The sequence below is a fragment of the Roseicella frigidaeris genome, assembly GCF_003258945.1.
Taxonomy (GTDB): domain Bacteria; phylum Pseudomonadota; class Alphaproteobacteria; order Acetobacterales; family Acetobacteraceae; genus Paracraurococcus; species Paracraurococcus frigidaeris.
This window is the reverse complement of the sequence record NZ_QLIX01000006.1, coordinates 1-12,809: the sequence shown is the minus strand read 5'-3', so window position 1 is coordinate 12,809 and position 12,809 is coordinate 1. Positions and strand designations below refer to the sequence as shown.

Annotated in this window: 9 protein-coding genes and 1 tRNA gene; 9 read left to right on the top strand and 1 reads right to left on the bottom strand. The window is 71.0% G+C overall.

Translation table 11 applies throughout. From position 1 onward, the window contains the following. Window positions 1-25 precede the first annotated feature (25 nt). Both DOO78_RS10230 and DOO78_RS10225 read left to right on the top strand, forming a co-directional pair. A complete protein-coding gene (locus DOO78_RS10230; protein ID WP_111469671.1) occupies window positions 26-1,003 on the top strand; it encodes a 2-dehydropantoate 2-reductase in 978 nt (325 codons plus the stop codon). A gap of 226 nt (window positions 1,004-1,229) precedes the next feature. Continuing rightward, a complete protein-coding gene (locus DOO78_RS10225) occupies window positions 1,230-1,811 on the top strand; it encodes a hypothetical protein (RefSeq protein ID WP_128080035.1) in 582 nt (193 codons plus the stop codon). A gap of 10 nt (window positions 1,812-1,821) precedes the next feature. Here the strand turns inward: DOO78_RS10225 and DOO78_RS10220 are convergent, their stop codons facing one another. Beyond that, on the bottom strand, window positions 1,822-3,624 hold the full coding sequence (locus DOO78_RS10220) for a PHA/PHB synthase family protein (protein ID WP_111469669.1): 1,803 nt from the start codon (window positions 3,622-3,624) through the stop codon (window positions 1,822-1,824). A gap of 187 nt (window positions 3,625-3,811) precedes the next feature. On the opposite strand from DOO78_RS10220, the gene DOO78_RS10215 reads away from it, so the two are divergent. From DOO78_RS10215 to DOO78_RS10180, 7 genes are all read left to right on the top strand, one after another. Beyond that, window positions 3,812-4,354: a hypothetical protein gene (locus DOO78_RS10215; RefSeq protein ID WP_128080034.1), complete on the top strand. Its 543-nt coding sequence runs from the start codon at window positions 3,812-3,814 to the stop codon at window positions 4,352-4,354. A 126-nt stretch (window positions 4,355-4,480) separates the two neighbouring features. After that, window positions 4,481-5,716 (top strand): LL-diaminopimelate aminotransferase, encoded by a 1,236-nt coding sequence (locus tag DOO78_RS10210; RefSeq protein ID WP_111469667.1) that lies wholly within the window; start codon window positions 4,481-4,483, stop codon window positions 5,714-5,716. Continuing rightward, a complete protein-coding gene (locus DOO78_RS10205) occupies window positions 5,713-7,005 on the top strand; it encodes a homoserine dehydrogenase (protein WP_111469666.1) in 1,293 nt (430 codons plus the stop codon). The genes DOO78_RS10210 and DOO78_RS10205 overlap by 4 nt, the downstream gene beginning before the upstream one ends. Before the next feature lie 73 nt (window positions 7,006-7,078). Next, window positions 7,079-8,071, top strand: coding sequence for a class II fructose-bisphosphatase (gene glpX, locus DOO78_RS10200; RefSeq protein WP_111469665.1), 993 nt, complete (start codon window positions 7,079-7,081; stop codon window positions 8,069-8,071). Between the two features lie 25 nt (window positions 8,072-8,096). Further along, on the top strand, window positions 8,097-9,890 hold the full coding sequence (gene recJ / locus DOO78_RS10195; RefSeq protein WP_111469664.1) for a single-stranded-DNA-specific exonuclease RecJ: 1,794 nt from the start codon (window positions 8,097-8,099) through the stop codon (window positions 9,888-9,890). A gap of 35 nt (window positions 9,891-9,925) precedes the next feature. After that, window positions 9,926-10,001, top strand: a tRNA-Glu gene (locus DOO78_RS10190). A 565-nt stretch (window positions 10,002-10,566) separates the two neighbouring features. Next, entirely contained in the window at window positions 10,567-12,711 is a 2,145-nt protein-coding gene (locus DOO78_RS10180; protein WP_207802856.1) for a TonB-dependent siderophore receptor, read from the top strand. Window positions 12,712-12,809: the final 98 nt, after the last annotated feature.

Below are 12,809 nucleotides of genomic sequence, written 5' to 3'. Positions count from 1 at the left end.
CGCCGCCTGACCGGGATTGACCGCCATGAAACTCTGCATCTTCGGCGCCGGCGCGATCGGCGGGCTCATGGCCGCGAAGCTGGCCGCCAAGGGCGATGTGGACGTCACCGTCATCGCCCGCGGGCCGCATCTCGCGGCCATGCAGGCCAGGGGGCTGAAGCTCATCAGCGGGGGCGAGGAGCGCGTGGTGCATCCGCGCTGCGTCGCCAGCGCGGTGGAGGCGGGGCCGCAGGACTATGTCCTCATCACCCTGAAGGCCCCGGCCCTGGCGGGCGCGGCGGTGCAGATGCAGCCGCTGATCGGCGCGGGCACCACCATCGTCTCGGCGGTGAACGGCATCCCCTGGTGGTATTTCCACAAGCTCGCCGGCCCCTATGAGGGGCGGCGGGTGACGAGCGTCGACCCCGATGGCGAGATCGGCCGCTTGCTGCCGCCCGAGCGGGTGCTCGGCTGCATCATCTACCCGGCGGCCGAGGTGGTGGAGCCCGGCGTCATCCTGCACACCTATGGCGACCGCTTCAGCCTCGGCGAGCCGGATGGCAGCCGCAGCGAGCGGGCCGGTGCATTGGCCGCCGCGCTGGTCGGCGCCGGCTTCAAGGCGCCGGTGCGGCCGAAGATCCGCGACGAGATCTGGGTGAAGCTCTGGGGCAACATGGCCTTCAACCCGCTCTCGGCGCTGACCACAGCAACCCTCGACGTCATCACCGGCGATGCCGAGCTGCGCAGCATCGTCCGGGCCATGATGCTCGAGGGGCAGGCGGTGGCCGAGGCGCTCGGCGTGCGCTTCGCCATCGATGTCGACAAGCGCATCGCCGGCGGCGCCGAGGTCGGGGCGCACAAGACCTCCATGCTGCAGGACCTGGAGAAGGGCCGGCCGATGGAGGTGGATGCGCTGCTCGGCAGCGTCGTCGAGCTGGCGGAGATGACCGGGGTGCCGGCGCCGACCAGCCGGATGATCCTGGCGCTGCTGCGAACCCGGGCGCGCCTCGCGGGCTGCTACTAGGGCATCGTCCGTTCACCCGCGTTCACAGCCAATGCTCTAGCCTTTTGTTTTCAGAGCATCTCCACCCGCTCCGGTGATTCCACCGGAGCGGGATCTGCTCTAGGCTTCCGGCCCTTCGGGGAAGGAGCCATCGCGGGCCGTGGTCGTATCGCTCTCTGCCGTTGCGCGCCTTCCGTCGCCCCGGCGCGCCCTGCTGCTCGCCCTTGGCCTCGCCGCCTGCGCGGAGATGCGCACGGCACCGCCCCGGCTGCCCATCGCGGCCCTCACGCCCGATACCGCCGATCCGATTCGCGGCGCCATGCAGGCCATGACGCCCGCCTTCGCCGACCAGGGCCGGGCCCTCGCCAGCCGCCCGGCGGAGGCGGCGCAGGCCGCCGCGCAACTCGAATTCGTCACCGCGGCCATCCCGCGCGATCCGCGCTACGCGGCCGTGCCGGAGAGCGTCCGGCGGGATTTCCTGCTCGCACGCACGGAGCTGCGCGATGCGCTCGGCGTCGCGGAGGGCGCGGCGCCGGAGCCGGTGGTGCGTGCCCTGGTGAGTGCGGCGCAGGCGTTGCGCCGGGGCGATGCGGCGCGGGCGGCGGCGGTGTTGCCGGCCCCCATGTTCCGGCCGGGCGGGGAGCGCAGCGTGCAGCGGCTCGGCGAGCTCGGTCCCCTGCCGCAATGCGCCATCGCCAGCGCCAACCTGGCGCAGGTGGTGGCGCGGCTGGATGCGACCGGCGGCTGGCCCGGCGGCCGGCCGAGCGAGACCAATGCCAGCCTCGGCTCGAGCTTCGGCTTCGGCGCCGATACCAGCGTGGGCTACTGAGCCTCGGCGCTCAATCCGTCGTCATCACCTGGACATAGCGGCCGGGCGCGTCCTCGATCGGCACCAGCTTGCCGTCGCCGGGGATGCGGGCCGGCACCTGGTCGCGCCCCTGCGCCGTCACCCAGCGTTGCCAGTCGGGCCACCAGGAGCCGGAGAGCTCCGTCGCGCCCTGGAACCACGCCTCCGGATCGGGCGGCAGCTGCTCGTTCACCCAATGGCTGTACTTGCCTGAATCGGGTGGGTTCACCACGCCGGCGATATGGCCGGAGGCGGCGAGCACGAAGCGCACCGGGCCGCCATAGATCTGCGTCGCGCGATAGGTGCTCTTCCAGGGGGCGATGTGATCCTCGCGCGTCGAGATCAGGTAGCAGGGGATGCGGATCTTCCGCAGGTCGATCCTCTCCCCCAGCAGCTCGATGGCGCCGGGCTTCACCAGGTCGTTCTGCTGGTACATGCGGCGGAGGTAGAAGCTGTGCATCCGCGCCGGCATGCGGGTGCTGTCGTCGTTCCAGTAGAGCAGGTCGAAAGGGAAGGGCTCCTGCCCCAGCAGGTAGTTGTTGACGACGAAGGACCAGATCAGGTCGTTGGCGCGCAGCATGTTGAAGGTCGTCGCCATCTCGCGACCCTCGAGATAGCCGCGCTTCTGCATCTGCTCCTCGAGGCAGTGCAGTTGCTCCTCGTCGATGAAGACGCCGAGCTCGCCCGCTTCCTCGAAATCCGTCATGGTGACGAAGAAGGTTGCGGTGGCGATGCGGGTATCGCCCCGCGCCGCCATATGCGCCAGCGTGGTTGCCAGCAGCGTGCCGCCGAGGCAGTAGCCGATGGCGTTCACCTCCGTCTCGCCGGTCGCCTGCTCGATCGCGGTCAGCGCGTCGTAGATGCCCTCCTGCATGTAGTCGTCGAACCCCTTGCGGGCGAGGTGCTCGTCCGGGTTGACCCAGGAGACGACGAAGACGGTGTGCCCCTGCTCGACCGCCCAGCGGATGAAGCTGTTCCGCGGCCTGAGGTCGAGGATGTAGAATTTGTTGATCCAGGGCGGCAGGATCAGCAACGGTCGCTTCAGCACGGTCCCGGTGGACGGGGCGTACTGGATGAGCTGCATCAGGTCGTTCTGGTAGACGACCTTGCCCGGCGTCACCGCGATGTTCTGGCCGACCTTGAACTTGCTGTCATCCGTCATGCGGATGCGCAGCCGGCCCTTGCCGCGCTCGAGATCGGCGAGGAGGTGCGACAGCCCCTTCAGCAGGTTCTCGCCGCCCGTCTCGGCGGTGCGGCGCAGCACCTCGGGATTGGTCAGCAGGAAATTCGACGGGCTCATGGCATCGACGAATTGCCGCGTGTAGAAATCCACCTTCTGCGCCGCCTTGGGCTCGAGTCCCTCGACGCTGCCGACGACGGTCTGGAAGTAGCGCGCCGAGAGCAGATAGCTCTGCTTGATGAAGTCGAAAACCTCGTTCTCCCGCCAGGCATCGTCCTTGAAGCGGCGGTCGCGGGGGTCCTCGGCGATCACCGGCGCCGGGGTCTCGCCCATGATCCGCCGAGCCGTGTTCTGCCAGAGGGTCAGGTAGTCCTGCCAGAAGCCGAGCTGTGCCTGCATCAGCCGCGCCGGGTTGGCCATCAGCCGCGCCGTCATGTCGAGGAAGGCGCCGCCGATGTTCAGCGGGTCCGGCACCGCCTCGGCATCCGCCTGGCGGCGCAGGAAATCGGTGACGATCCGCTGCCCGCGCTCGGCCACCTCCGACATGGTGCGCGTCACCAGCGCCGGGTCCGGCAGCCGGAATTGCGGGTGGTCCTGCGGCTTTTCCTGGTCCATGCCGCAGTCTAGTGCAGAAGCGCGACGGCCGTGAACGCCTGGCCGCGTGACGAATTCTTGCCACGGCGGCCAGTCTGGGGCGTTGTGCGATGCGGCGATGCCCACCGGGCTGGGATGGATATCGCGCCGGGCGAATTTCCTCTAACCCTGCCGGCGGCAGGGTATCGCTGAGCGGGAGGGCGGGCAGGTGGCGCGGCAAGGCGGTGTCGGGGCCGGCGGGGCAAGGCTGGCCATGCTGGCGACGGTCGGGCTGCTGGCAGCCTGCGCCGTGCCGCCGGAAGTCAACCCGGTGGCGATCTACAACCGCGTCTCCGGCGCCGATGATGCCGCGCGCCTGCCGCCGCCCGGCATGGACGGGCCGACGCCGAACCTCGCCAGCATCCCGCCGCGGCCGGAGCGGCCTTCGCCGGAGTTCCGCCAGGCGGTGACGGATTCCCTGGCAAGGGACCGGACGCAGTCCCGCGATCCCCTGGTGCTGCGGGGGACACCGGCGCCCCCCGCGGCCGGTCCTTCGCCTGGCAGCCCCCCCGTGCCGGCCGCCCCGCCGCCGCGCGCCTCGCTGGCCGCGGCGCCGCCGGTCCCCTGGGCCGAGGGCCCGGCCACGCCGCGCGCGCCGGCCGGCGCACTGCGCCCCTCCGCCCCGGCCGCCCCGCGCCTGCCGGAGGTGCCGGACGAGGCGCCGGCCGCGCCGCCGCCGGATCTGCTCGGCCCGCCACCGCGCCCGCGCTGATCCCCCGCTTCGCATCGGGGTTTTTGCTCCCCGGCGTGGCGAAACGCTGACATCCCCGTGCAATCGGCTCTATACCGGCGGGCCGCGCCGAGCCGAGGCGCGGGTCAAGCACACGGATCCAAGTCGATGACCGAGGAATTCCACCGCATCCGCCGCCTGCCCCCCTATGTCTTCGCCGAGGTCAACGCGGCGAAGGCCAAGGCGCGCGCAGCGGCAGAGGACATCGTGGATCTCGGCATGGGCAACCCCGACAGCCCGACGCCACCGCATATCGTCGCCAAGCTGGTCGAGGCGGTGCAGGACCCGCGGACCCACCGCTACTCCATGTCGAAGGGCATCCCCGGTCTACGCAAGGCGCTGGCCGGCTACTATGCCCGCCGGTTCGGCGTGAAGCTCGACCCGGAGACGGAGGTGGTGGCGACCCTCGGCTCGAAGGAGGGGCTGGCCAACCTCGCCCAGGCCATCTCCTCGCCGGGCGACACCATCCTGGTGCCGAATCCGAGCTACCCGATCCACCAATTCGGCTTCATCATCGCCGGCGCCACCGCCCGCAGCCTGCCCTGCACCCCGGATGACGAGATGCTGGCGGCGATCGACCGTGCGGTCCGGCATTCCGTGCCGAAGCCGACGGCAGTGATCGTCAATTTCCCCTCCAATCCGACCGCCAATCTGGCGTCCATCGAGTTCTATCGGGAGTTGGTGGCGCTCTGCCGCCGCCACGAATTGTTCATCCTCTCCGACCTCGCCTATGCCGAGCTCTACTTCGGCAGCGTGCCGCCGCCCTCGGTGCTCGAGGTCGAGGGCGCGAAGGACATCACCGTCGAGTTCACCTCGATGTCGAAGACCTACAACATGCCGGGCTGGCGCATGGGCTTCGCCGCCGGCAACCCGCGGCTGATCGCGGCGCTGGCGCGGGTGAAGAGCTATCTCGACTACGGCGCCTTCACCCCGATCCAGGTGGCCGCGGCGGCGGCGCTGAACGGGCCGCAGGACACGGTGGCCGAGATGCGGGTGCTGTACCGCGAGCGGCGGGATCTTCTGGTGAAGGGCCTCAAGGCCGCGGGATGGGACGTGCCCTCGCCGGAGGGCTCGATGTTCCTCTGGGCGCCGATCCCCGAGCGCTTCCGCCATCTCGGCAGCGTCGAGTTCTCGAAGCTGCTGCTGGCCCGCGCCAAGGTGGCGGTTGCCCCTGGCCTCGGCTTCGGCGAGCATGGCGACGGCCATGTCCGCATCGCCCTGGTCGAGAACAGCCACCGCATCCGCCAGGCCCTGCGTGGCATCCGCGGCTTCCTCCAGGGCGACAACCTCGCGCCGCCACTGTTGGGCGAGGAGCCCGCGCTGAAGGAACCGGTCCAGGCATGAGCCGGCCGCTCTCCATCGCCGTCGCCGGCCTGGGCACGGTCGGCGCCGGCGTCCTCAGGCTGCTTTCGGAGAATGCCGAGATCGTCGCCGCGCGGGCCGGGCGGCCCGTCGTGGTCAAGGCGGTCTCGGCGCGCGACCGCCTGCGCGACCGCGGCGTGCCGGTCTCGACGCTCCGCTGGTACGACGACCCGGTGGCACTCGCCGCCGATCCCGCCACGGATGTGGTGGTGGAGCTGATCGGCGGCAGCGAGGGGCCGGCGCGGGCGCTGGTCGAGGCGGCGCTGGCCGCCGGCAAGCCGGTCGTCACCGCCAACAAGGCGCTGCTGGCGGTGCATGGCGCGGCGATCGCCGAGCGGGCGGAAGCGCAGGGCGTGCCGCTCGCCTTCGAGGCGGCCGTCGCCGGCGGCATCCCGGCCATCAAGGCCCTGCGGGAAGGGCTCGCGGCGAACCGGATCCGCCGCGTCGCCGGCATCCTGAACGGCACCTGCAACTACATCCTGACCGTGATGCGCGAGCAGAAGCGGGAATTCGGCGAAGTGCTCGCCGAGGCGCAGAAGCTCGGCTATGCCGAGGCCGACCCGTCCTTCGACATCGACGGCGTGGACGCGGCGCACAAGCTGGCGATCCTGGCCGCGCTCGCCTTCGGCCGCCCGGTCGACTTCGCCGCCGTGCATGTCGAGGGCATCCGCGAGGTCAGCGCCCTCGACATCGCCCTCGCCGAGGAGCTCGGCTACCGCATCAAGCTGCTCGGCCTCGCGGCGCGGACCGCATCCGGCATCTCCGCCCGGGTGCATCCCTGCATGGTGCCGGTGGCGGCGCCGATCGCCCGCGTCGACGGGGTGTTCAACGCCGTGGTGGCGGAGGGCGACCATGTCGGGCGGGTGATGCTGGAGGGACGCGGGGCCGGGGCCGGCCCGACGGCGAGCGCCGTCGTGGCCGACCTGATCGACTTGGCGCGCGGCCGGGTGACGCCGGTCTGGGGTGCCGCGCCCGGCGCCCTGGCCTCGGTGCCCTCGGTGCCGATGGATCGGCATGTCGGCGCCTACTACCTGCGGCTGATGGTGCTCGACCGGCCGGGCGTGATCGCCGATGTCACCGGCATCCTGCGCGACCAGGCGATCAGCCTCGAGGCCATGCTGCAGCGCGGCCGCGCCCCCGGCGAGGCGGTGCCGGTGGTGCTGACGACGCATGATTGCGAGGAGGCGCAGATGCGCCGGGCGCTCGCCCGCATCGCCGCCCTCGACGCGGTGCTGGAGAAGCCGGCGCTGATCCGCATCGAGCCTCTCTGAACGGCCGGGTTGCCCTGCCGCTTCCGGCGGGCCCCGGCTGCGTGTAGTCTGGCCCCAGCAGACGGAGGCTCACATGGCGGAGTTCGATGCGGCGACCCTGCTGGTTGACCGCAACCTTGCGCTTGAACTGGTCCGTGTCACGGAGGCGGCGGCGCTCGCCGCGTCCCGCTGGATCGGCCGCGGCGACAAGAACGCCGCCGACGGGGCAGCGGTCGATGCCATGCGCAAGGCCTTCGACACCGTCGCCATCAGCGGCACGGTGGTGATCGGCGAGGGCGAGATGGACGAGGCGCCGATGCTCTACATCGGCGAGAAGATCGGCCTCGGCGGCCCCGAGGTGGATATCGCCGTCGATCCGCTCGAAGGCACCTCCATCACCGCCAAGGGCGGCCCGAACGCCATCGCCACGGTGGCGCTGGCCGAGCGCGGCGGCTTCCTGCACGCGCCCGACATCTACATGGACAAGATCGCGGTCGGGCCCGGCCTGCCGGAGGGCGTGGTGCATCTCGACGCCAAGCCGGAGGAGAACCTGCGCGAGCTGGCGCGGGCCAAGAAATGCTCGATCGGCGACCTCATGGTCTGCACGCTCGACCGCGACCGGCACAAGGACATGATCGCGGCCTGCCGGAAGGCCGGGGCGCGCATCATGCTGCTCGGCGATGGCGACGTGGCCGGCGTGATCGCCGTCTCCCAGCCCGACACGGGCGTCGACATCTACATGGGCTCGGGCGGCGCGCCGGAGGGCGTGCTGGCGGCCGCGGCGCTGCGCTGCATCGGCGGCCAGATGCAGGGCCGGCTGCTCTTCGAGAATGATGAGCAGGTCAGCCGGGCGCGCGAGATGGGCGTGACCGACCCGAAACGCATCTACGGCATCTATGAGATGGCGCGCGGCAACGTCATGTTCGCCGCGACCGGCGTGACCGGCGGGCCGATGCTGCACGGGGTCCGCCGCAGCGCGACCAGCGCGACGACGCATTCCATCGTCATGCGCAGCAAGTCCGGCACGGTGCGCTATGTCGAGGCGCACCACAATTTCGCTCTCAAGCCCGCTGCCTTCGTCAGTTGAGGCGGTTGCGCCCGGGGCGGGGCTGATGGACGCGCTCCTCCAGCCGGAGGCCGTGCTCGGCATCGCCCGCAGCGTCACCGGGCGCCGCTGGGTCTGGCGGGAGGCCGATGCTCGGCTCGGCCTCGCGGTCGCGCAGCGGGCCGAGCTGCCGGAGCTCGTCGGCCGGCTGCTCGCGGCGCGCGGCATCGGGCTGGAGGCGGTGCAGGATTTCCTCGAGCCGACCCTGCGCGTCCTGCTGCCCGATCCCTCCGTCCTGCGCGACATGGACGCTGCCGCCGCCCGCATGGCGAGCGCGGTGCGCGAGGCGGAGACGGTCGCCGTCTTCGGCGATTACGACGTGGACGGCGCCTGCGCCGGGGCGCTGATGGGGCGCGCGTTGCGGCAGCTCGGCTGCACGGTGAGCCACTACGTGCCGCACCGGCTGAACGAGGGCTACGGGCCGAACGCCGCGGCGATCCGCGCGCTCTGCGACCGCGGGGCGACGCTCATCGTCTGCGTCGATTGCGGCATCGCCGCGCATGAGGCGCTGGAGGCGGCCCGCGGCCTGGCCGATGTCGTGGTGCTCGATCACCACAAATCCGAGGGACCGGTGCCGCAGGTCGCCGCGGTGGTGAATCCGAACCGGCTCGATTGCGCTTCCGGCCTGCGGCATCTCTGCGCCGCGGCGGTCGCCTTCCTCGCCTGCGTCGCCCTGCACCGCGCGCTGCGGCGGGAGGGCCTGTTCCAGCGCCGGCCGGAGCCGCCGCTGCTCGATCTGCTCGATCTCGTCGCCCTGGCGACCGTCTGCGACGTCATGCCGCTGACCGGGGTGAACCGCGCGCTCGTCGCGCAGGGCCTGAAGGTGATGGCCAAGCGGCGCCATGCCGGCGTGGCGGCGCTACTCGAGATCGGCCAGGTGCGCGACCTGCCGAGCGCGCATTCCCTCGGCTTCGTGCTGGGGCCGCGGATCAACGCGGCGGGGCGGATCGACGAGCCCGATCTGGGGCTGCGCTTGCTGCTCTGCGACGATCCGGTCGAGGCGCGGGCCATGGCGGAGCGGCTCGATGCGGTGAACCGGCGCCGGCAGGAGGTGGAGGCCGAGGTGCTCGGGGCCGCCTTCGCCGAGGCCGAGGCGCAGCATGCCGCCGGCCATCCGGTGCTGCTGGTCAGCGGCGAGGGCTGGCATCCCGGCGTGGTCGGCATCGTTGCCGGGCGGGTGAAGGAGCGCTTCAACCGGCCGGCCTGCGTCGCCGGGGTGAGCGACGGCATCGCCAAGGGGTCCGGACGCTCGGTGCCGGGGCTCGATCTCGGGGCCGCCGTGATCGCGGCACGTCAATCGGGCCTTCTCGACTCGGGCGGCGGCCATGCCATGGCTGCCGGCTTCGCCTTGCGGCGGGAGCGGTTGCCGGATCTCCATGCGTTCCTCGACGAGCGCCTGGCGCGCGCCGGCAGCCTGCCGGGCGCAGCCGATCTCATGGTCGAGGCGTCGGTCGCCGTGCCGGCCGCGACGGCGGCGCTGGCGCAGCAGGTGGAGCGTCTCGCGCCGTTCGGCGCCGGCAACGAGGAGCCGATCTTCGCCCTGCCGAGGGTCCGCGTCGTGCGGGCCGATCGCGTCGGCAAGGACGGCAACACGGTCCGCGCCTTCCTCGAGGGCGAGGGGGGGGGGCGGCTGAAGGCAATCTGCTTCCGGGCCAAGGACGGGCCTCTGGCCGAGGCGCTGCTGGCGCGCTCGGGCGCGCCGCTGCATCTCTGCGGCCAATTGCGCGCCGAGCGTTGGAACGACGAGGTCAGCGCCTGCCTGCATGTCGTCGATGCCGCGCCAGCGGCACCCGGCTATTGACCACGACGCCGGCGCCGACTACTCCGCACCCCTCGGTCCCCATCGTCTAGAGGCCTAGGACACCAGCCTTTCACGTTGGTAACACGGGTTCGAATCCCGTTGGGGACGCCAGCGTTCTCGATGGCGTCCAGGGCTTTGCGAAGTCCGGGTGTTTTCCCACCATCCTGCCCACCGATCACTGCCGGCATGGCGCGGGACGACCAGACACGGTCTGATCCGTAGCGCCGGCGAGGGGGACAGTCAGCCACCTAGGGTGCTTTCCCTGAACACCGGTTCATGGGAATCGCGCTGGGCTATTGTTTTCAGAGCATCTTCACCCGATCAGATGAGTCCACCTTATCGGGATCTGCTCTAGCCTCATCGGCCGTCCCGGCTCCCCGGCATCGTCACGCTCGCTGGCCGCCGCCGGCTGCTCGGCTCCGTCCTCCCCACCTCGTCGGCCCCCGCCAGCGCCTGCCCGGCCCAATCACCCGCGGCCTCCGGCCCCGCCGCATCGAGCCGCGGCGAGAGGTCGGTCATCAGCGTCGCGCAGTCGCGGGAGGCGCTGTCCCGGGCGGTACAAGCCTCGCCCACATGTCGGCATCGAAAGCCGCCAGCCTTGACGTGGTATGACAAAGCTGGATCTTGGTGTGATGCAAGGGCCGCCATCGAGGCGGTCTCGCCGATGGGGACAGCAGTGCCGGCAGTCTGGCGCCACATCCATATCCTGCTGGGCGTGGCCGGCCTCGTCGTCCCCGTGGCGTCCGCCTGGTCGCAAGCCACCGCGCCGGCCGCGGCTGCGCCCCTGCCCGTCACCGAACTGCCGGAACTGACCGTGGAGGCGGCGGGGGAGCGCGCGGATGGGCCGGTCCAGGGCTACCGCGCCACCCGCACCGGCTCGGCGACGCGCACCGACACGGCCATCCGCGACGTGCCGCAATCTGTCAGCGTCGTCCCGCGACAGGCCCTGCAGGATCTCGGCGCCACGCGCGTCGAGAGCGCGCTCGACTATGCGGGCGGCGTGACGCGGCAGAACAATTTCGGCGGCCAGACGCTGTTCAACTACGCCATCCGCGGCTTTGCGACCGGCGAGTTCTACCGCAACGGCTTTCCGGTCAATCGCGGCTATCAGAGCACGCCGGATGCCGCGACGATCGAGCGGGTGGAGGTGCTGCGTGGTCCGGCGGCGCTGCTCTACGGCCGCGGCGATCCGGGCGGCACCTTCAACATCGTCACCAAGCAGCCGCTGCCGGAGCCGGGCTTCGGCCTGACCGGGCTGTTCGGCAGCCCGGGCCAGGCCCGCGGCACCTTCGACGCGTCGGGCCCCATCGGGGCGGAGGGGCGCTTCGGCTACCGCCTCAACGGCGGCGCCGAGCATCAGACCAGCTTCCGCGACTTCGTCGAGACCGACCGCGTCTTCCTGGCGCCGGCGACCACCTGGCAGCCGACGCCCGACACGGTGGTGATGCTGAACGGCGAGTTCCTGCGCAACGATCAGACCTTCGACCGCGGCGTGGTCGCCGTCGGCAACCGGCTCGGCGTGATCCCCCGCAGCCGCTTTTTGGGCGAGCCGGGCGATGGCCGCATCCGCAACGAGAACGCGACGCTGCAACTCCGCATGGAGCATCGGCTGAACCAGCAATGGACCCTCAGCCTCGGCGGCCAGTATCTCGGCGGCACGATGAATGGTTACGCGACCGAGGCCAGCCGCCTGCTCGCCGACGGCCGCACCCTGCTGCGCGAACGGCGCTTCCGCGACTACGCCTGGGATGATTTCGACCTGCAGGCCTCGCTGACCGGGCGCTTCGCCACCGGTCCGGTGCAGCACACGCTGTTGGCCGGCCTCGAATACGAGAATTACCGGAACCGCGAACGGCTGCTGCGCTCCATTCCGAATGCGGCGCCCTATGCCATCGACATCCTCGCGCCGGGCTACGGCCAGGCCGCGCCGGCGCTCACCCGGCGCAGCGACACGCTGGAGCAGACCCAGGTCTATGCGGCCTATCTGCAGGACCAGATCGCACTCACCCCGCGCCTCAAGGCGGTCGCAGGGGTCCGCGTCGAGCAATACGAGCAGGATTTCGTGCAGCGGGCCACCAGCCTGGCCACGCCGCAATCGCAGACCGCCGCCTCGCCGCGGATCGGGTTGATCTACGACCTCACCGAGACGGTCGCGGCCTATGCCAGCTATGCGCGCTCCTTCCGGCCGAATTCCGGCGGGGACGCGACCGGCCGGTCCTTCGCGCCGGAGGAGGGCGAGGCCTGGGAGGTCGGCCTCAAGCTCGACCTGCTGCGCGACCAGCTCAGCCTGACCGCGGCGCTGTTCCAGATCGACAAGAAGAACGTCCTGACCGCCGATCCGAACAATTCCGGCTTCAGCATCGCGGCCGGGGCCGCGCGCAGCCGGGGCTTCGACCTGACCCTGGCTGGCACCATCACGCCTTCCTGGCGCATCATCGGCGGCTATGCCTATGTCGATGCGGAGGTGACGCGCGACGCGACCCTGGCGGCGGGCGCGCCGCTGCTGAACATCCCGCGTAACAGCCTCAGCCTGCTGAACGTCTACGAATTCCAGGAAGGTAGGTTGCAGGGGCTCGGCCTCGGCGGCGGCATCGTGCATGTCAGCTCGCGCGCCGGCGACAACGCCAATCCCGGCTTCCGCTTGCCGGGCTACACCACGGTGGACGCCCTGGCCTATTACCAAGTGAACCAGCGGGTCCGGCTGAACCTCAACATCGTCAACCTGTTCGACAAGCACTATTATGACCGCTCCTACAGCAGCGTCTGGGTGTCGCCCGGCATGCCGAGAACCGTGCTCGGCAGCCTCGCCTTCCGCTTCTAGAGCGTGTTACGGACCGAGTTGATCCCAAATATATGGGATGTGTACTGAGCTGCGGCGATATTGCTATCCGACCGACACGAGCGAGGAGGAATGGGCGT